Raw genomic sequence first — 20,186 nt, 5'->3', positions numbered from 1 at the left:
GGGGTGACTCAGGGCGCTTCGACGGGATCCACGGCATCTTCCGGCTATCTCCGATTTCCCCATCTGCACGGCGACTTGGTGACGTTCGTCGCCGAGGACGACGTATGGCTGGCACCCCTCGACGGCGGCCGGGCCTGGCGGGTCAGTGCCGACAACATGCCGGTGACCCGGCCCCGGATCTCGCCCGACGGGACCGCCCTCGCCTGGACCTCCACCCGGGACGGCGCGCCCGAGGTGCATGTCGCCCCGGTGGCGGGAGGCCCCGCCGAGCGGCTGACGTACTGGGGCAACCCGAGTACCGAGGTGGGCGGCTGGACCCCGGACGGGCAGGTGCTCGCGCTCAGCGCACAGGGCCGGCCCAGCACGCGCCAGACCTGGGCGCACGCCGTCCCGCTCGACGGCGGACCGGCGGCCACCCTGCCCTACGGCCCCGTCGGCGACGTGGCGTTCGGGCCCGCCACCGTGCTGCTGTCCGCGCCGATGGGCCGGGAGGCCGCGTACTGGAAGCGCTACCGGGGCGGCACCGCGGGCAAGCTGTGGATCGATCGGGAAGGCGCCGGTGCGTTCGAGCGGCTGCACGAGGCGCTGGACGGGAACATCGAGTGCCCGGTGTGGGCGGGGGACCGGATCGCCTTTCTGTCCGACCACGAGGGCACGGGTGCGCTGTACTCCTCGCTCGCCGACGGCTCCGGCCTGCGCCGGCACACCCCCCTCGACGGCTTCTACGTCCGGCACGCGGCCGGTGACGGCACCCGGGTCGTCTACAGCTCGGCCGGTGAACTGTGGCTGCTGGACGACCTGGAGGGCGCCGAACCGCGGCGGCTGGAGGTGCGGCTCGGCGGGCCGCGGGTGGACCTGCGGCCGCACCCGGTGAACGCGGCGCGCTGGTTCGGGGCCGCGGCCCCCGACCACACCGCACGCGGGAGCGCCGTCAGTGTGCGCGGCGGCGTCCACTGGGTCACCCATCGCTCCGGGCCCGCCCGCGCCCTCGCCGCCACCCCCGGCGTCCGGGCCCGGCAGCCGCGCACCTTCCGTACCGAGGGCGAGGAGTGGGTGGTGTGGGTGACGGACGCCGAGGGCGACGACGCCCTGGAGTTCGCCCCCGCGACCGGGCTCGCCCCGGGCACGACCGCCCGACGGCTCGCCGCCGGCCGGCTCGGCCGGGTCCTGGAGCTGGCCGTGGCGCCCGACGGCAGCCGGGTCGCGGTCGCCGCGCACGACGGGCGGCTGTTGCTCGTCGAGCGGGAGTCCGGCGAGGTGCGCGAGGTCGACCGCAGCGACGACGGCGAGGTCTCGGGCCTCGCCTTCTCACCCGACTCCGCCTGGCTGGCCTGGGCCCACCCCGGCCCGCGCCCGCTCTCCCAACTGCGCATCGCCCACACCACCGACCTCTCGGTCACCGAGGCGACCCCCCTCCGCTTCCAGGACTACGCCCCCGCCTTCACCCTGGACGGCAAACACCTCGCCTTCCTCTCCAACCGCGCCTTCGACCCGGTCTACGACGAACACGTCTTCGATCTCGCGTTCGTGGTCGGCGCCCGCCCGCACCTGATCACCCTGGCCGCCACCACCCCCTCGCCCTTCGGCCCGCAGCGGCACGGCCGCCCCTTCGAGGCCCCCGACAAGGACGAGACCCCCGACAGCGAGGGCACCCCCGCCACCCGCATCGACCTGGAGGGCCTGGCCGACCGCATCGTCCCCTTCCCGGTGGAAGCCGGCCGGTACTCGGCCCTCCGCGCCGCCAAGGACGGCGTGCTCTGGCTGCGCCACCCCGTCCACGGCGTCCTCGGCGCCGCCCGCGCCCACCCCGAGGACCCCGCCCCGCACACCGAGCTGGAGCGCTACGACCTTGCCCAGCGCCGCCTGGAACACCTCGCCGGCGACGCCGGCCACTTCGAGGTCAGCGGCGACGGCAAACGGGTCCTGCTGTGGAGCGACGGCCGGCTCCGGGTCGTGCCCAGCGACCGCCGCACCGGCTCCGACGACGACGGCGACAGCAGCGTCACCGTCGACCTCGCCCGCGTCCGGCAGACCGTCGACCCGGCCGCCGAGTGGCGGCAGATGTACGACGAGACCGGCCGCCTGATGCGCGACCACTTCTGGCGGCCCGACCTCGACGGCGTCGACTGGGACGGAGTCCTCGACCGCTACCGCCCGCTGCTGGACCGCCTCGCCACCCACGGCGACCTCGTCGACCTGCTGTGGGAGGTGCACGGTGAACTGGGCACCTCGCACGCCTACGTCAGCCCGCCCGGCGGCTCCGGCGGCGGCCCCCGGCACGGCCTGCTCGGCGCCGACATCTCCCGTCACGAGGACGGCAGTTGGCGCATCGACCGCATCCTCCCGGCGGAGACCTCCGACCCCGAGGCCCGCTCCCCGCTCGCCGCACCCGGCGTCGCCGTACGCCCCGGGGACGCGATCGTCGCCGTCGCCGGCCACCCGGTCGACCCGGTGACCGGCCCCGGGCCCCTCCTCGTCGGCACGGCCGGACAGCCCGTCGAACTGACCGTCTCACCGGCCGGCGGGGGCGAACCCCGGCACACGGTCGTCGTCCCGGTCCCCGACGAGGAGCCGCTGCGCTACCACGCCTGGGTCGCCGACCGGCGCGCCCACGTCCACCGGACCTCCGGCGGCCGCCTCGGCTACCTCCACGTCCCGGACATGCAGGCCCCCGGCTGGGCACAGATCCACCGCGACCTGCGCGTCGAGGTGGCCCGCGAGGGGCTCGTGGTCGACGTCCGGGAGAACCGGGGCGGGCACACCTCCCAGCTCGTCGTCGAGAAGCTCGCCCGGCGCATCATCGGCTGGGACGTGCCCCGCGGCATGCGGGCCACCAGCTACCCGCTGGACGCGCCGAGGGGCCCGGTCGTCGCCGTCGCCAACGAGTTCTCCGGCTCAGACGGCGACATCGTCAACGCGGCGATCAAGGCCCTCGGTATCGGCCCGGTCGTGGGCACCCGCACCTGGGGCGGAGTGATCGGCATCGACAGCCGCTACCACCTGGTCGACGGCACCCTCGTCACCCAGCCGAAGTACGGCACGTGGCTGGAGGGTTTCGGGTGGGACGTGGAGAACCACGGCGTGGACCCGGACGTGGAGGTCGTACAGAGCCCGCAGGACTGGGCGGAGGGCAGGGACACCCAGCTGGACACGGCAATCAGGCTCGCGCTGGAGGCGTTGGAGGAACGGCCCGCGAAGACACCGCCAGGCTTGCCGACTTGAGGGGCGCGGGGCCGTATCGATATGCGGCTGCGCCGCGTGGGCGCGACCAGCCACACACGGCCCGCACTCGAACGACTACGATGCCCCCGTACTGGATCAACGGCGAAAGCGAGCGCAGCGTATGGCAGGGGAGCCGCAGGACGACTGCCTGTTCTGCAAGATCGTCGGGGGTCACATCCCCGCGACGATCGTCCGCGAGACCGAGACCACTGTCGCCTTCCGCGACATAAACCCCCAGGCGCCGACCCACATCCTGGTGATCCCCAAGGTGCACCACCCGGACGCCGCTTCCCTCGCTGCTGCCGAGCCGGGGATCGCAGCGGACATACTGCGTGAGGCCGGCCAAGTCGCCGAAGGCGAGAAGCTGGACAGCTACCGCATCGTCTTCAACACCGGCACCGGCGCCGGCCAGACCGTCTGGCACGCCCACGCGCATGTGCTCGGCGGTCGCGGTATGGAATGGCCCCCCGGATAAACCGTCATGTCCGTCCGTGAATTGGTGGTCCTCGGTACCGCCAGCCAGGTCCCGACCCGGCACCGCAACCACAACGGCTACCTGCTGCGCTGGGACGCCGAGGGCATCCTGTTCGACCCCGGCGAGGGCACACAGCGGCAGATGCTGCGCGCCGGGGTCGCCGCCCACGACCTGAACCGGATCTGCGTCACGCACTTCCACGGCGACCACTCCCTCGGCCTCGCCGGAGTCATCCAGCGGATCAACCTCGACCAGGTGCCGCACGAGGTCACCGCGCACTACCCGCGCTCCGGGCAGCGCTTCTTCGACCGGCTGCGGTATGCCACCGCCTACCGGGAGACGGTCCGCCTCACCGAGGCACCGGTCGCCGCCGACGGCACCCTCGCGACGACCCCGTCGTACACCCTGGAAGCCCGCAAGCTGTCCCACCCCGTCGAGTCCTACGGCTACCGGCTGATCGAACCCGACGGGCGCCGCATGCTGCCCGACCGGCTCGCCGCGCACGGGATCAAGGGGCCGGACGTCGGCCGGATCCAGCGCGAGGGGCGGCTCGGGGACGTGACGCTGGAGGAGGTCAGCGAGGTACGGCGCGGGCAGCGGTTCGCGTTCGTCATGGACACCCGGCTGTGCGACGGTGTGCACGCGCTCGCCGAGGGCTGCGACCTGCTCGTCATCGAGTCCACGTTTCTCGACGAGGACGTCGAACTGGCCGAGGACCACGGCCATCTGACGGCCGGACAGGCGGCGGCCGCGGCACGGGACGCCGGGGTACGGCACCTCGTCCTCACCCACTTCAGCCAGCGCTACTCGGACCCGGACGAGTTCGAGCGGCAGGCGCGTGCCGCCGGTTTCGAGGGAGAGCTGACCGTGGCGCACGACCTGCAGAGAGTGCCGGTCCCGAAACGCACGTGAGGCGGCCGTACGATGCTTTGATGCCCCTCCCGAAAGCAGAACTGCACCTCCACATCGAAGGCACCCTGGAGCCTGAGCTGGCGTTCGAGCTGGCCGCCCGCAACGGCGTCGAGCTGCCCTACGCCGACACCGACGAACTGCGCAAGGCGTACCAGTTCGAGGACCTCCAGTCCTTCCTGAACCTGTACTACGAGCTGATGGCCGTCCTGCGCACCGAGCAGGACTTCGCGGACCTGGCCGACGCCTACCTCGCCCGTGCCGCCGCTCAGGGTGTGCGGCACGCGGAGATCTTCTTCGACCCGCAGGCCCACCTCGCCCGGGGCGTGAGCATGGGCACGGTCGTGGAGGGGCTGTGGCGGGCGCTGGGCACCAGCGAGTCGGTGCACGGCGTCTCCACGAAGCTCATCATGTGCTTCCTGCGCGACGAGTCCGCCGCGTCGGCCCTTCAGACCCTGGAGGCGGCCAAGCCCTACCTGGACCGGATCACCGGCATCGGCCTCGACTCGGCCGAGGTCGGGCACCCGCCGGTGAAGTTCCGGGAGGTGTACGAGGCCGCCGCCGCGCTCGGGCTGCGGCGCGTGGCGCACGCCGGCGAGGAGGGGCCGCCGGAGTACATCACCGAGGCGCTGGACGTGCTCGGCGTGGAGCGGATCGACCACGGTCTGCGCTGCATGGAGGACCCGGCGCTGGTCGAGCGGCTGGTCCGGGACCGCGTCCCGCTGACCCTGTGCCCGCTGTCCAACGTCCGGCTGCGGGCCGTGGACGTCCTCGCCGGGCATCCGCTGCCCGCGATGCTCGACGCCGGCCTGCTCTGCACGGTCAACTCCGACGACCCGGCCTACTTCGGCGGGTACGCCGGCGACAACTTCGCGGCCGTACGGCAGTCCCTGGGCCTCACCGAGGAGCGGCTGCGCGAACTGGCCCGCAACTCCTTCCTCGCCTCCTTCCTGGAGGACGACGAGGAGCGGCGGGCCCGCTACCTGGCCGAGGTGGAGGCGTACGAGTTCGGGTCGCCGGATGCGCTATAGTTGATCACGTCGCGGTCGCCGGAACTCCCGGTGACGGACTGTGCGTTGGTGGTCCAAGGAAAGACGCCCCGCTTCCTGCGGGGAGATGTAGGTGCAAGGCCTGCCCGGCGCTCCATTCAGAGCCCCATCCCGCTGTGTGCGGGGTGGGGCTCTTTGCATTCCGTCTTCCTTCCGTGTGCCTTCCATGACTCTTCCATGTGTGTTCTTATACGTAGACAGCGTTCATGAGGGAGAGCCTGACTGTGACCCGTGACCTGACCATCGCCGAGATACGCCTGACGCCGATCCTGGTCGCCGACCCGCCGCTGCTCAACACGCAGGGCGTGCACCAGCCGTACACCCCCCGGCTGATCGTGGAGGTCGTGACGGCCGACGGGATCACCGGCCTCGGCGAGACCTACGGCGACACCAAGTACCTGGAGCTGGCCCGCCCGCTCGCCGAGCGCCTCCCCGGATACTCGGTCATGGATGTGAACATGCTGTTCTCCCTGGACCTCGCGGTGGCCGAGGGGCGGGTCACGGGCGCCGTGGACGCCGGCGGGCTGCGCGGTGTGCAGAGCGCCGACAAGCTGCGGCTGTCCGTGCTGTCCGCCTTCGAGGTGGCCTGCCTGGACGCCCAGGGCAAGGCGCTCGGGCTGCCCGTGCACGCGCTGCTCGGCGGCAAGGTGCGCGACGCGGTCGAGTACAGCGCCTACCTCTTCTACAAGTGGGCCGGCCACCCGGAGGGCGTCGCGGCCGAGCCGGACCACTGGGGCGCCGCCCTCGACCCGACCCAAGTCGTCGCCCAGGCACGGGAGTTCAAGGAGCGGTACGGGTTCACCTCCTTCAAGCTCAAGGGCGGCGTCTTCCCGCCCGAGGAGGAGATCGCGGCCGTACGCGCCCTCGCCGAGGCCTTCCCCGGGCACCCGCTGCGGCTCGACCCCAACGGGGCCTGGTCCGTCGAGACCTCGCTGAAGGTGGCCGAGGAACTCGGGGACGTCCTGGAGTACCTGGAGGACCCGACGCTCGGCACGCCCGCGATGGCCGAGGTGTCCGCGGGGACGGAAGTCCCGCTCGCCACCAACATGTGCGTGACCACGTTCGGGGAGATCAAGGAGGCGTTCACCAAGGACGCCGTTCAGGTGGTCCTCTCCGACCACCACTACTGGGGCGGGCTGCGCAACACCCAGCACCTCGCCGCGATCTGCGCCGTCTTCGGTGTCGGGGTGTCCATGCACTCCAACACCCACCTCGGCATCAGCCTCGCCGCGATGACCCAGGTGGCGTCCACCGTGCCGAACCTCCACCACGCCTGCGACTCCCACTACCCCTGGCAGTCGGAGGACGTCCTCACCGAGCGGATCGTCTTCACCGACGGCCGGGTCGCCGTCTCCGACGCACCCGGCCTCGGCGTCGAACTGGACCGGGACGAACTGGCCCGGCTGCACCGGCGGTGGGCCGAGGACGACGGCACGCTGCGCGAGAGGGACGACGCGGCGGCGATGCGGCTGGGCGAACCGGGGTGGCAGCCGCCGGTGATGCCCCGCTGGTAGCACGCTCCCGGTGTGACCGCCCTTGTGCGGGGTGAGATGTGGTGCACACTGGCCAGATCCGCACCACGTCAGGGAGCGCACCGTGACCCCGTCCCGCACGATCGCCGGAGAGGAACCCGAGCACCTCACGCAGGCAGCGCGCTGTCAGGCCCAGGTCGACCCGCTCGCCATCCTGCGCACCCCGGGCGATCCGCCCTGGGACGTCTACCTCACGGGCACGGTCTTCCTCGACATCATCTTCACCGGCCTGGACTCGGCGCCCGTGCGCGGCACCGAGTCCTGGGCCCGGGGGATGGGATCCAGCCCCGGCGGGGTCGCCAACATGGCCACCGCGCTCGCCCGCCTCGGCCTGAGGACGTCCCTCGCCGCGGCCTTCGGGGACGACCACTACGGCGAGTACTGCTGGGACGCGCTCGAACAGGGCGAGGGCATCGATCTCGCCCCCTCGCGCACGGTGCCCGGCTGGCACTCGCCGGTGACCGTCTCGATGGCCTACGAGGGCGAGCGGACCATGGTGTCCCACGGCCACGAGCCGCCCCCGGAGGGGCCGGCGCCGGACTTCCCGCCCTCCGCGCGCGCGGCCGTAGCCTCCCTCACGCCCGGCCGGAGCGCCCCCTGGATCGCCCAGGCCGCCCGCGAGGGCACCCGGATCTTCGCGGACGTCGGCTGGGACGACACCGGCGCGTGGGACCTCGCGGGCCTTGCCGACCTCGAACACTGCGAGGCGTTCCTGCCCAACGCCGAGGAGGCGATGCGGTACACGGGCGCGAGCTGCCCGCGGGCGGCCGCGCGTGCGCTGACCGAGCATGTGCCGGTGGCCGTCGTGACGCTCGGGCCGGAGGGCGCGTACGCGGTGGACCGGCGTACGGGGGAGACGGCCGAGGTTCCCGCCATCGCGGTGGAGGCGCTGGATCCGACCGGGGCGGGGGATGTCTTCGTGGCCGGGTTCGTGACCGGCACGCTGGCCGGGTGGCCGCTCGCCGATCGTCTTGCGTTCGCGGGGCTCACGGCGGCTCTGTCCGTCCAGGAGTTCGGGGGGTCGCTCTCCGCGCCGGGGTGGTCGGAGATCGGGGCGTGGTGGCGGAGGGTGCAGTCCCTTCCGGGGAAGGAACAGTCGCCTGCGGCGCTTCGGCGGTATGCGTTCTTGGACCGGCTCGTCCCGGAGGGGCTGGACCGGCCCTGGCCGCTGCGGCGGGCCGTGCCGACCATCGGGTTCCGCCGGTCCGGGTGAGCAACCCACCACACGACTCGGTCGGCTGAAATATGGACCGCCTAAAAGCCCTACGGTCTTGTCAGTCCACCGTCGTACCCTGGAATCGCGAGGCCGCCCTCAGCTATGCGGCCGTGACGAGGAGGAACCGCAGGCCTACAGCGCCGGCCCATGACTCAGACACCCACAGCTCACACCCCCGCGCAGGAGCAGGCGAGAGCGCAGTTGACCGTCCCCGCCCAGCACCCCATGGTGACCGTGCTGGGTTCCGGCGACTCCCTCCTGCGCGTGATCGAGAAGGCCTTCCCGGCAGCCGACATCCATGTCCGGGGCAATGAGATCAGCGCGGTCGGCGACCCTGCGGACGTCGCCCTCATTTCGCGCGTGTTCGACGAGATGATGCTGGTGCTCCGCACCGGGCAGCCGATGACGGAGGACGCAGTGGAACGCTCGATCGCCATGCTCAAGGCGAGCGAGAACGGGATGAGTGACGGCCCGGAGACCCCGGCCCAGGTACTGACGCAGAACATCCTGTCCTCGCGCGGCCGCACGATCCGCCCCAAGACGCTCAACCAGAAGCGGTACGTCGACGCGATAGACAAGCACACGATCGTCTTCGGCATCGGCCCCGCGGGTACCGGCAAGACCTACCTGGCCATGGCCAAGGCCGTGCAGGCCCTGCAGTCCAAGCAGGTCAACCGGATCATCCTGACCCGTCCGGCGGTGGAGGCGGGGGAGCGGCTGGGCTTCCTGCCCGGCACGCTCTACGAGAAGATCGACCCCTACCTGCGCCCGCTGTACGACGCGCTGCACGACATGCTCGACCCGGACTCGATTCCGCGCCTGATGGCGGCGGGGACGATCGAGGTCGCGCCGCTCGCGTACATGCGCGGACGCACGCTCAACGACGCCTTCATCATCCTGGACGAGGCCCAGAACACCAGCCCCGAACAGATGAAGATGTTCCTGACCCGGCTCGGCTTCGACTCGAAGATCGTGATCACCGGTGACGTGACGCAGGTCGACCTGCCGAACGGCACCAAGAGCGGTCTGCGGCAGGTGCAGGAGATCCTGGAGGGCGTCGAGGACGTCCACTTCTCCAGGCTGTCGTCCCACGATGTCGTACGGCACAAGCTGGTGGGCCGTATCGTCGACGCGTACGAGCAGTACGACAGCGAGCACGGCACCGAGAACGGCACCCACAAGGGCGGCCGGGGCCGGTCCGGGCACAAGGGGAAGTAGAGACACGGCACCACCATGTCGATCGACGTCAACAACGAGTCCGGCACCGAGGTAGACGAGCAGGCGATCCTCGACATCGCCCGCTACGCGCTCGCGCGGATGCGCATCCACCCGCTCTCCGAGCTCTCGGTGATCGTCGTGGACGCCGACGCCATGGAGCAGCTGCACATCCAGTGGATGGACCTGCCGGGTCCGACGGATGTCATGTCGTTCCCGATGGACGAGCTGCGGCCGCCCGGCAAGGACGACGACGAGCCGCCGCAGGGGCTGCTCGGTGACATCGTGCTGTGCCCGGAGGTCGCCGCCAGGCAGGGGACCGAAGCGCCCACGCAGCACTCCATGGACGAGGAGCTCCAGCTGCTCACCGTCCATGGCGTGCTGCACCTGCTCGGGTACGACCACGAGGAGCCCGACGAGAAGGCCGAGATGTTCGGGCTCCAGGCCGCCATCGTCGACGGGTGGCGGGCCGAGCGGGGGCTGACCGGTCCGTCGCCGGCGCCGACCGTCTCGTAAGCGGGCCGGTCCTCCCATGAGTCCGCAGATCGTGGTCGGCGCGATCGCGCTGGTCGTCGTCGCCTGGCTCGCCGCCTGTGCGGAGGCGGGCCTGGCGCGCGTCTCCAGCTTCCGCGCCGAGGAAGCCGTCCGCACCGGGCGGCGCGGCAGCGCCAAGCTGGCGCAGGTCGCCGCCGACCCCACCCGCTATCTGAACGTGGCCCTGCTGGTCCGCGTCGCCTGCGAGATGGCGGCCGCGGCCCTGGTGACGTACGCCTGCCTGCAGGAGTTCGCGGCCACCTGGCAGGCCCTGCTGATCGCCATCGGCGTCATGGTCCTGGTGTCGTACGTCGCCGTCGGCGTCTCCCCGCGCACCATCGGCCGCCAGCACCCGCTGAACACGGCGACGGTGGCGGCGTACGTGCTGCTGCCGCTCGCCCGCATCATGGGCCCGATCCCGTCCCTCCTCATCCTCATCGGCAACGCGCTCACGCCCGGCAAGGGCTTCCGCCGCGGCCCCTTCGCCTCGGAGGCGGAGCTGCGCGCGCTGGTCGACCTCGCCGAGAAGGAGTCGCTGATCGAGGACGAGGAGCGCCGCATGGTGCACTCGGTCTTCGAACTCGGCGACACCCTCGTGCGCGAGGTCATGGTCCCGAGGACGGACCTGGTGGTGATCGAGCGGTACAAGACCATCCGCCAGGCCCTCACCCTCGCCCTGCGCTCCGGGTTCTCCCGCATCCCGGTCACCGGGGAGAGCGAGGACGACATCGTCGGGGTCGTCTATCTGAAGGACCTGGTCCGCAAGACGCACATCAGCCGCGACGCCGAGAACGACCTGGTCTCCACGGCCATGCGCCCGGCCGTCTTCGTCCCCGACACCAAGAACGCCGGCGACCTGCTGCGCGAGATGCAGAAGGAACGCAACCACGTCGCCGTCGTCATCGACGAGTACGGCGGCACCGCCGGGATCGTCACCATCGAGGACATCCTGGAGGAGATCGTCGGCGAGATCACCGACGAGTACGACCGGGAACTCCCGCCGGTCGAAGAGCTCGGTGACGACCGCTTCCGGGTGACGGCCCGCCTGGACATCACCGACCTCGGCGAGCTGTACGGCCTGGAGGAGTACGACGACGAGGACGTGGAGACCGTCGGCGGACTGCTCGCCAAGGCGCTCGGCCGGGTGCCCATCGCGGGCGCGTCCGCCGAGGTCGAACTGCCGGACGCGCGCAGGCTGCGGCTGACGGCGGAGGCGGCGGCGGGGCGCCGCAACAAGATCGTCACGGTCCTGGTGGAACCGGCACCGCAGGAGAAGCCCGAGTGACCCCCAAGGAGCTGCGCGCCTTCTGCCTGTCCTTCAACGCGGCCGAGGAGGACTTCCCGTTCAACCCGGAGACCTCGGTCTTCAAGGTGCTGGGCAAGATGTTCGCGCTGAGCCGGCTGGACGGACGCCCCCTGACGGTCAACCTCAAGTGCGACCCCGAGGACGCGGTCCGGCTGCGCGCCGAGCACGAGGGCCTGATCATCCCCGGCTACCACATGAACAAGCGGCACTGGAACACCGTGACGGTCGACGGCGGCCTCCCGGACCGCCTGGTCAAGGAGCTGATCGAGGACTCGTACGACCTCGTCGTCGCGGGCCTGCCGAAGGCGGAGCGGCTACGCCTGGACCGGCCCTGAAATCCCTGTGACCGTCGGCTGACCCCGTGTCAGAATCCGGCGCATGACCGTTCGATATCCGCGCCCCCTGCGCCCCGGTGACCGTATCGCTGTGACCTCCCCCTCCAGCGGAGTGGCCGAGGAGCACCGGGGGCGCCTCGACGTGGCGGTGCAGGACCTGGAGGCGCGGGGGTACGAGGTGGTCGTCGGCCGGTGCATGGACGGCTCGGGCCACCTCAGCGCCCCGGCCGCCGAGCGCGCCGCCGAACTGACCGAGATGCTGACCGACCCGGCCGTGCGGGCCGTGGTGCCTCCGTGGGGCGGGGAGACCGCGATCGACCTGCTGCCGCTGCTCGACTTCGAGCGGATCGGGCGGGCCGAGCCGACCTGGGTCGTCGGCTACTCGGACATGTCCACCGTGATCACCCCGCTGACCCTGCTCACCGGCATCGCGACCGTGCACGGCAACAACCTCATGGACACGCCCTACCGGACCCCCGAGGGCCTGCTGTCCTGGCTCGACATCGTCTCCGCGCCGCAGGGCGAGCCGTTCTCCCAGACCCCGCCGGGCCGTTACCGCTCGGGCGGCTGGGACGACTTCCGCAAGCACCCCGAGGTCCGCGACCTCACCCTGGACGCCGAGGGCACCTGGACCCGCCTCGACGCCGCCGGTGACGTGGACGTGGAGGGCCGGCTCATCGGCGGCTGCATCGAGACCCTCGTCAACCTCGCGGGGACGCGGTACCTCGACACCTCGCGCTTCGCCGGGGACGAGCCGCTGCTCGTCTACGTCGAGGCCTGCGAGGACAACGCGTTCACTATCTGCCGCAACCTGCACGGCATGCGCCTCGCCGGGTTCTTCGACCGTGCCGCCGCCGTCCTCGTGGGCCGCACCCACGCCCCCGACGGCCGCAGCCTCACCCAGCACCAGGCCGTCCTCGACGCGCTCGCTCCGCTGGGCGTGCCGGTCATCGCCGATGTCGAGTGCGGTCACGTGGCCCCCTATCTCCCGCTGGTGAACGGCGCGTGTGGCCGCGTGGTGCACACGGCCACACGGAGCGAGATCGTTCAGACCCTGGACTGATCTCGGCGCAGGCAGGCGAAGCGCGACGTACCCCGTGGCGGGGTGAGCGGGCGGTGACTTCGTATGCTCGGGGCATGACCGAGAGCAACGCGCTTGACCCCGAGGACCAGAAGATCGTCACCCTGGCCCGTTCCGCCCGGGCCCGCAACGGTGTGCCCGAGGGGGCGGCCGTACGGGACGAGACCGGGCGGACGTATGTCGCCGGGTCGGTGGAGCTCGCTTCGCTGAAGCTGAGTGCCCTGCGGACCGCCGTCGCCATGGCCGTGGCTTCCGGGGCGAAGTCGCTGGAAGCGGCGGCGGTGGTGAGCGAGACGGAGGGGGTCGCTCCCGAGGACCGGGCCGCCGTGGCCGACCTGGGGGGACCCGGGACGCCGGTGTTGCTCGCCGGGCCCGACGGAGCCGTGAAGCGGACGGTCCCGGCGGGCACCGCGGAGTAGTCCGGATTTCATCCTTGCCGTCGCCTGCCTCTCGCGCATCAATGGAGCCGTAAGTTCCGACGATCCGTCAGATCCGCACCGCCGCCGCAGCGTGCCGTACCCACCTGCCAAGGCCTGCCGTTCGTCGGCGCACCTTCCGACCATCCCCACATGGCATCCCCACAGGGAAGGGAAGCGGATCCCCATGACAGGCAAGCGAACAGCAACAGGTGCGGCACTGGCCGCCGGGGCCCTCGCGGTCGCCGGGCTCGCCTTCGCGCCCACCGCGGCCGCCGTCACCCCCCAGACGGCGACCATCAACGCCAGTTGCGGCATCTTCGGCGGTGGCGCCGCCACGCTCACCGCCACCCAGAGCGGCACCTCGGCCACCGTCACCCTCACCTCCAGCGCGGTCAAGGCGCCGGTCGCGGTGGCGGCGGACTCCATCACCTCCAAGCTCACCCTGGTCAAGGCGAGCGGCGGCACCACCGTCTTCACGGGGACGAAGAACCCGGCCATGGCCGCCGGCGACCCGGTCAGCGCCGGCCCGCTCAGCGGCACCGTGGCCTCCGGTGACAGCCTGGAGGCGTACGGCGGCTCGTTGCAGATGACGATCTTCGGGATCAACGTCACCTGTACGGCGACCGGCAAGCAGTCGCCGGGTCCGTTCGTGTTCGACTGAGCCATGAACTGAGTGATCTTTTCCGGTTCTTCCGTGGATGCCGCAGAAACTGATGATCCGTCAGATTTCTGCGGCATCTCCATTGACTTCTCACGCGGGCTCCTCATCAATGCCCCCTGTCGGCGCAGATGAGCCGCTGCGCCCACAACCCTCAGGAGGGGGCCCCATGGGTTCGACACCCCGAAGATCCCGACGGTGGCGCTGGGCGTCACTGTTCGGGGCGACCGCCCTCGCGGTCACCGCGGGCGGCGCGCTGGCCTGTCCGGCCGGTGCCGCCGGTACGAACGTGGACTTCGCCACGCACTGCATCCCGCCCGCCGTCGCGGGCATCCCGCCGATCGACGGCACCACCACCGCGAACGTGTCGGTGGACAACGCCAGCCCGAAGGTCGGCGACACGGTCACCGTGACCTACACCGTGGTCACGGCCGCCGCCAGCAACCCCACCGACCTGGCCCTGCCGGCCGACATCATGACCCCGACCGGCAAGGTCACCCTCGGCGGCGCCCAGAGCGGTGACGTCACCGTCGCCGGACCGAAGAAGAACCCGCCGGTGCCGGGGAAGGCCGCGTTCCCGTCCTTCTCCATGACCGGTACGTTCACCGTCACCAAGGCCGGCCAGATCACCCTCTCGCCGGGCGACTACAACATCCACACCAGCTACATCCTGGAGCTGGACACCCCCTGCACGGTCACCAACCCGCCCGCCCCGGTGTCGCAGACCGTGACGGCGACCGACGGGACCCCGGCCAACACCCGTGCCATCTCGCTGGGTTCGGCCTCCGGTGCCCCGGGCGCCGGTGTCACCGTCAGCGGCAGCAACTTCACGCCGGGCGCCACCGTCACCGTGGCCGGGCGGGCCGGGGGCAACCAGACCGCGGACACCGCCACGGTGACCGCGAACGCCCAGGGCTCCTTCAGCGGTTCCCTCGTCGTCAACGACAAGACGACGACCGGGATCGTGGCCTACGAGGGCGGCTCCTGGAGCGCGGACAAGGGCGCGGGCCCCGCGGCCTACGTCGTCAACGACAACACGCCCGTCCCGGCCGGCAGCCAGAAGCTGACCACCACCGTCAAGGCGGGCACCCTGTCCATGTCCCAGGCCGGGGACGCCGTGGCCCTCTCGGCGGTCGACTTCGGCAAGGGCGGGGCCTCGACCGGAGCCCTCAAGACGGTGACCGTCAAGGACTTCCGCGGCGGGCCCGCGGGCTGGTCCCTGACCGGCAAGGTCACCGACTTCACCGGTCCCGGCGCCAAGATCGACGCGGGCAAGCTGAGCTGGACCCCCGCCTGCGCGACCAAGGCGGGCAGCCCCAGCACCTGCAAGGCCGGGTCGACGGGCACGGTGGGCACCTCGGGAGCGACCCTCGCGTCGACCCCGGACGCCACGCTCACCGGCGGCGAGTTCACCGTCGACGCCGGACTCTCCCTGGACGTACCGGCGTTCACGCCCCCAGGCTCGTACTCCGGCGTCCTGACCCTCACCCTCACCTGACCGCACTCCGGCACCGGTGGCCGGGCGCCCCGCCGTACGGACAGGGTCCGCACCCGCCCGACCGCCACCACACCGAGCCCATGGGGGGTCCGCACCCATGCGCAAGCCCTACGTCCTCCTCCTGAGCCTGATCGGCCTGTTCCTCGGCAGCACCGCCGTACCCGCCGAGGCCGCCGACAACGGCAGCTGGTCCGTCTACCCGGCCGCCTCGAAGATCGCCGCGCGTCCGTACTTCTACCTCTCCGCCGACCCCGGCCAGACCCTCACCGACAAGGTCGTCATCGCCAACAAGACCGGCAAGCCGCGCACCTTCCGGCTCTACGCGGCCGACGCCTACAACACCCCCCGCGACGGCGGGTTCGCGGTGCGCACCCTGAAGGAGCGGATGCGGGGCGTGGGTGCGTGGGCGCGGCCCGCCAGGTCCCGGGTCACCGTGCCCGGCCACAGGACCGTCACCGTGCCCTTCACCCTGCGGGTGCCCGAGGGCGCCGAACCGGGCGACCATCCGGGCGCGATCGTCGCGCTCGACGAGCGGATCGACCCTGGCAGCGGGACGCTCGCGCTCGGCGTGCAGCGGGCCGTCGGCGCCCGCGTCTACCTCCGGGTCAGCGGGCCCACGCTCCCCGCGCTGTCCGTCGAGCACGTGCAGATCAGCCACCACCAGCCACTCGTCCCGGGCCTCGGCGACAGCACGGCGACCATCTCCTACACCCTGCGCAACACCGGGAACGTCACCCTCGATCCGAAGGTCGAGCTGAAGGCGCGGGGGCTGTTCGGCCGTACGCTGCTCGACCGCGACCTGACCCGGATCCCCTCCGAGCTGCTGCCGGGGCAGCGGGTACGGCTCACCGAGGCCTGGCACGGCGCACCCCAGCTCGACTGGGGCGACATCACGCTGACCGCGAGCGCGCAGCACACCCGCCAGTCGGCGAGCGCCTCCTTCTTCGCGCTGCCCTGGCTGCTCGCCGGGCTGGTGTTCGTGGCCGGGGTGGTGACCGGGGCGATGCTGGTCAGAGCGCGTCGGGGCCGCGTTCGCCGGTCCGCACCCGTACGACGGTCTCCACGGGCAGCGCCCACACCTTCCCGTCCCCGATCTTCCCCGTCTGCGCGGCCTTGACGATCGCGTCGATCACGTCCTCGGCGACCGCATCCTCGACCACGACCTCGATGCGGACCTTCGGCACCAGGTCGACGCGGTACTCGGCCCCCCGGTACACCTCGGTGTGGCCGCGCTGACGGCCGTAGCCGCTCGCCTCGGTCACGGTCAGACCGTGCACGCCCAGCTCCTGCAGGGCGGTCTTGACCGCGTCGAGGCGGTACGGCTTGACGATCGCGGTGATGAGCTTCATCTCTTTTCCTCCGTTACGGGGAGAGGGTGGTCACAAGCCGGCATGGCAGTTTGTGAGCATGCCCGCCCAGATGAAGCGGTCGTTCAAGTACCGCTTCTATCCGACCGAAGCGCAGGCAGCCGAGCTGTCGCGCACGTTTGGCTGTGTGCGGAAGGTCTACAACATGGCACTTGCGGCCCGAACCGAGGCATGGACGCTGCGTCAGGAACGGGTCAACTACAACGCGACGTCGGCGATGCTGACCGCCTGGAAGAAGACCGAGGAGCTGGCCTTCCTCAACGATGTGTCCTCGGTCCCGCTGCAGCAGGCCCTGCGGCACTTGCAGACGGCGTTCACCCACTTCTTCGCCAAGCGGGCGAAGTACCCGCGCTTCAAGTCGCGGAAGAAGTCGAGGAAGTCCGCCGAGTACACCACCAGTGCGTTCCGCTTCCGCGACGGGAAGCTGACGCTGGCGAAGATGGACCAGCCGCTGGACATCGTGTGGTCGCGCCCGCTCCCCGAGGGCGCACAGCCCTCCACAGCGACCGTCTCGCAGGACGGTGCGGGGCGCTGGTTCGTGTCCCTGCTGGTGGAGGACCCGTCCATCCAGCCCCTTTCTGCGAACGGCCGCGCGGTGGGCGTGGACGCCGGGCTCGACCACCTGCTGACGCTGTCCACGGGGGAGAAGATCACCAACCCGAGGCACGAACGCAAAGACCGTGCCCGCCTGGCCCGCGCCCAGCGGGAGCTGTCTCGCAAGGCCAAGGGCGACGGAGCCAACCGGGCCAGAGCCCGGCGCAAGGTCGCCCGTATCCACGCCAGGATCGCCGACCGCAGGCGAGACGCCCTGCACAAGATCACCACTCGACTCGTCCGTGAGAACCAAACGATCGTGATCGAGGACCTGACCGTTCGGAACCTGCTGAAGAACGGCAGACTGGCCCGCGCCATCTCCGATGCCGCGTGGGCGGAGTTCCGCAGCATGCTGGAGTACAAGGCCCAGTGGTACGGCCGCGAGGTGATCGCAGTCGACCGCTGGTTCCCCTCCTCCAAGCTGTGTTCCCACTGCGGCACTCTCACCGAGAGCATGCCGCTGAACGTCCGCACCTGGACGTGCGACCGCTGCGGTACGACCCACGACCGGGACGTGAACGCGGCACGCAACCTTTTGGCCGCCGGGCTGGCGGTGTCGGCCTGTGGAGCCGGTGTAAGACCTCAACGGAGTACTCTGGGCGGGCAGCCGGCGACGAAGCAGGAAACCCACGGGGCGACCCGTGGAAACCCCCTCTTTCAGTAGGGGGAGAAAGTCAAGCCTGGGTCTTGACCTGCGCTTTCTTGCACGCTGTTCGGGCCGAGGCCGCTCGTACGGGCGTGGTCCAGGCCGCTGAGGGACCCGAGAGCGCGTCGCCGGGCCTGGGGCATCAGCAGGCCGAGGGCGGTGGCGGCGAGCGGTCAGGCTGTGTCGCCGGTGTCGACGTGCTGGGCGGCCAACGGAAGCTCACAGGGTGAGCAGGTGAGCCCCACTGGTACGGCACGGTCTCGTGGATCAGGGAGAATGGTCGTCATGAGCGTTCGTACCCAGTCATCCGAGAAGCCGGCCGAGACCGTCCACCGCGCCGGCTTCGCCTGCTTCGTGGGCCGCCCCAACGCGGGCAAGTCCACCCTCACGAACGCTCTGGTCGGGCAGAAGGTGGCGATCACCGCGAACCAGCCGCAGACCACGCGGCACACGGTACGCGGCATCGTGCACCGGCCCGACGCCCAGCTGATCCTGGTGGACACCCCGGGGCTGCACAAACCGCGCACCCTGCTCGGCGAGCGGCTCAACGACGTCGTACGGACGACGTGGGCCGAGGTCGACGTGATCGGCTTCTGCCTTCCGGCGAACGAGAAGATCGGCCCCGGCGACCGCTTCATCGCCAAGGAGCTGGCCGGGATCAGGAAGACCCCCAAGATCGCGATCGTGACGAAGACCGACCTGGTCGACTCCAAGACCCTGGCCGAGCAGCTGATCGCGATCGACCAGCTGGGCAAGGAGCTGGGCTTCGAGTGGGCGGAGATCGTGCCGGTCTCCGCGGTCGGCGACAAGCAGGTGGGCCTGCTGGCCGATCTGCTCGTCCCGCTGCTGCCGGAGGGCCCGGCCCTCTACCCCGAGGGCGACCTCACGGACGAACCCGAGCAGGTCATGATCGCGGAACTCATCCGTGAGGCGGCCCTGGAGGGCGTCCGCGACGAGCTGCCGCACTCCATCGCCGTCGTCGTGGAGGAGATGCTCCCGCGTGAGGACCGTCCCGCGGACCGTCCCCTCCTCGACATCCACGCCAACCTCTACATCGAGCGCCCGAGCCAGAAGGGCATCATCATCGGCCCCAAGGGCAAGCGCCTGAAGGAGGTCGGCATCAAGTCCCGCAAACACATCGAGGCGCTGCTCGGCACGCCGGTCTTCCTCGACCTCCATGTGAAGGTGGCGAAGGACTGGCAGCGCGACCCCAAGCAGCTGCGCAGGCTGGGCTTCTAACCGGCGGCTCCCTGAGGGGTCATGTCCTGCAATCCGACCACCCGCAGCAGCTGAAGTCTCTCGTAGGACTCCGTCCCCGGGCGGGCCGTGTGGATGACGAGGAGCTGGTGGTGGTTGTGGTGGAGGAGGATCTCGCAGTCCAGTTCCAGGAGGCCGACCACCGGGTGCCGGAAGCGCTTGGCCGTGGCCTGGCGTACGGCCACCTCGTGTTCCTCCCACAGGCCCGCGAACTCCTCGCTGGACGAGCGTAGTTCGGCCACCAGGGCCGCCGGTTCCGGGTCGCCGGGGCGGGCGGCCGTCACCGCGCGGAGGTTCGCCACGTGGGCGCGGGCGTGTTCGGGGACGTCCTCGGGCGGGAACAGGGCGCGGGAGGCCGGGTCCAGGAAGAAGCGGCGGACCAGGTTGCGCTCGTGCGGCGGGCGGGCCGACGCGTCCCCGGACAGGGCCTTCGCCATCGCGTTCTGGGCCAGTACCTCGCCGCAGTCTGTCAGCACTGCCGCCGGTGTGTCGTGCAGCCGGTCCAGGACCAGGAGCAGACCCGGGCGCACATGCGTGGAGGTCGCCTCCCGGCGCGGCGGCTCCTCACCGGCCAGGTGGAAGAGGTGGTCCCGTTCGTCGTCGGTCAGGCGCAGGGCGCGGGCGAGGGCGGTCAGCATCTGGCGGGAGGGGCGAGGACCCCGCGACTGCTCCAGGCGCGTGTAGTAGTCCACCGACATGCCCGCGAGCGACGCCACCTCCTCCCGCCGCAGGCCCGGTGTACGGCGGCGGGCGCCGGGCGCCAGGCCCACGTCGGACGGGTCCAGGCGGGTACGGCCACGGCGCAGGAAGTCGGCGAGTTCGGTCCGGTTCACCCCTCCAGCGTGAGGCAGCGCGCCCGGCTTATCCAGGGAC

19 protein-coding genes are annotated in these 20,186 nt (G+C 71.3%); 17 read left to right on the top strand and 2 right to left on the bottom strand.

The annotated features are described in order from the left end of the window. Positions 1-3: 3 nt before the first annotated feature. The 15 genes from AQI88_RS33995 to AQI88_RS33920 all read left to right on the top strand — a co-directional run bounded on the left by AQI88_RS33995 (position 4) and on the right by AQI88_RS33920 (position 16,566). A complete protein-coding gene (locus AQI88_RS33995; protein WP_208615980.1) occupies positions 4-3,222 on the top strand; it encodes a S41 family peptidase in 3,219 nt (1,072 codons plus the stop codon). 121 nt (positions 3,223-3,343) lie between these two features. Next, the gene (locus AQI88_RS33990; protein ID WP_067006821.1) at positions 3,344-3,697 is read left to right on the top strand and encodes a histidine triad nucleotide-binding protein; all 354 of its coding nucleotides are present in this window, start codon (positions 3,344-3,346) and stop codon (positions 3,695-3,697) included. 6 nt (positions 3,698-3,703) lie between these two features. Beyond that, entirely contained in the window at positions 3,704-4,609 is a 906-nt protein-coding gene (locus tag AQI88_RS33985; protein WP_067006818.1) for a ribonuclease Z, read from the top strand. Positions 4,610-4,629: 20 nt separating this feature from the next. Next, on the top strand, positions 4,630-5,637 hold the full coding sequence (locus AQI88_RS33980; RefSeq protein WP_067006785.1) for an adenosine deaminase: 1,008 nt from the start codon (positions 4,630-4,632) through the stop codon (positions 5,635-5,637). A 242-nt stretch (positions 5,638-5,879) separates the two neighbouring features. Then, a complete protein-coding gene (locus AQI88_RS33970; RefSeq protein ID WP_107118744.1) occupies positions 5,880-7,169 on the top strand; it encodes a glucarate dehydratase family protein in 1,290 nt (429 codons plus the stop codon). An 82-nt stretch (positions 7,170-7,251) separates the two neighbouring features. Further along, positions 7,252-8,400, top strand: a complete 1,149-nt coding sequence (locus AQI88_RS33965) for a carbohydrate kinase family protein (protein ID WP_067006778.1) — start codon at positions 7,252-7,254, stop codon at positions 8,398-8,400. A 150-nt stretch (positions 8,401-8,550) separates the two neighbouring features. Then, on the top strand, positions 8,551-9,621 hold the full coding sequence (locus AQI88_RS33960) for a PhoH family protein (RefSeq protein ID WP_067006775.1): 1,071 nt from the start codon (positions 8,551-8,553) through the stop codon (positions 9,619-9,621). 15 nt (positions 9,622-9,636) lie between these two features. Continuing rightward, complete coding sequence (gene ybeY / locus AQI88_RS33955; RefSeq protein ID WP_067006772.1) at positions 9,637-10,134, top strand: rRNA maturation RNase YbeY; 498 nt, start codon at positions 9,637-9,639, stop codon at positions 10,132-10,134. A gap of 16 nt (positions 10,135-10,150) precedes the next feature. After that, positions 10,151-11,437, top strand: coding sequence for a hemolysin family protein (locus tag AQI88_RS33950; protein ID WP_067006769.1), 1,287 nt, complete (start codon positions 10,151-10,153; stop codon positions 11,435-11,437). Continuing rightward, entirely contained in the window at positions 11,434-11,793 is a 360-nt protein-coding gene (locus AQI88_RS33945) for an MmcQ/YjbR family DNA-binding protein (RefSeq protein WP_067006766.1), read from the top strand. The genes AQI88_RS33950 and AQI88_RS33945 overlap by 4 nt, the downstream gene beginning before the upstream one ends. A 43-nt stretch (positions 11,794-11,836) precedes the next feature. Next, positions 11,837-12,856: a S66 family peptidase gene (locus AQI88_RS33940; protein ID WP_067006763.1), complete on the top strand. Its 1,020-nt coding sequence runs from the start codon at positions 11,837-11,839 to the stop codon at positions 12,854-12,856. A 74-nt stretch (positions 12,857-12,930) separates the two neighbouring features. Beyond that, the gene (locus tag AQI88_RS33935; RefSeq protein ID WP_067006760.1) at positions 12,931-13,293 is read left to right on the top strand and encodes a cytidine deaminase; all 363 of its coding nucleotides are present in this window, start codon (positions 12,931-12,933) and stop codon (positions 13,291-13,293) included. A gap of 184 nt (positions 13,294-13,477) precedes the next feature. Further along, on the top strand, positions 13,478-13,954 hold the full coding sequence (locus AQI88_RS33930; RefSeq protein ID WP_067006757.1) for a hypothetical protein: 477 nt from the start codon (positions 13,478-13,480) through the stop codon (positions 13,952-13,954). Positions 13,955-14,120: 166 nt separating this feature from the next. Then, a complete protein-coding gene (locus tag AQI88_RS33925; protein ID WP_067006755.1) occupies positions 14,121-15,449 on the top strand; it encodes a beta-xylosidase in 1,329 nt (442 codons plus the stop codon). A 97-nt stretch (positions 15,450-15,546) separates the two neighbouring features. Next, the gene (locus tag AQI88_RS33920) at positions 15,547-16,566 is read left to right on the top strand and encodes a WxL protein peptidoglycan domain-containing protein (protein WP_067006752.1); all 1,020 of its coding nucleotides are present in this window, start codon (positions 15,547-15,549) and stop codon (positions 16,564-16,566) included. On the opposite strand, the gene AQI88_RS33915 is transcribed toward AQI88_RS33920, so the two are convergent. Then, a complete protein-coding gene (locus AQI88_RS33915; RefSeq protein WP_067006749.1) occupies positions 16,460-16,798 on the bottom strand; it encodes a P-II family nitrogen regulator in 339 nt (112 codons plus the stop codon). The genes AQI88_RS33920 and AQI88_RS33915 overlap by 107 nt on opposite strands. Before the next feature lie 58 nt (positions 16,799-16,856). Here AQI88_RS33915 and AQI88_RS33910 point away from each other — a divergent pair, with 58 nt between their 5' ends. Both AQI88_RS33910 and era read left to right on the top strand, forming a co-directional pair. Continuing rightward, a complete protein-coding gene (locus tag AQI88_RS33910; RefSeq protein ID WP_067006746.1) occupies positions 16,857-18,074 on the top strand; it encodes an RNA-guided endonuclease InsQ/TnpB family protein in 1,218 nt (405 codons plus the stop codon). A gap of 267 nt (positions 18,075-18,341) precedes the next feature. After that, entirely contained in the window at positions 18,342-19,295 is a 954-nt protein-coding gene (era, locus tag AQI88_RS33905) for a GTPase Era (protein WP_067007001.1), read from the top strand. Here era and AQI88_RS33900 read toward each other — a convergent pair. Beyond that, a complete protein-coding gene (locus AQI88_RS33900; protein WP_067006743.1) occupies positions 19,292-20,146 on the bottom strand; it encodes a helix-turn-helix transcriptional regulator in 855 nt (284 codons plus the stop codon). The two genes, era and AQI88_RS33900, sit on opposite strands and share 4 nt — an antisense overlap. Between the last annotated feature and the right edge of the window lie 40 nt (positions 20,147-20,186).

Source organism: Streptomyces cellostaticus, assembly GCF_001513965.1.
GTDB lineage: Bacteria > Actinomycetota > Actinomycetes > Streptomycetales > Streptomycetaceae > Streptomyces > Streptomyces cellostaticus.
This window is presented reverse-complemented; position numbering and strand designations above follow the sequence as displayed.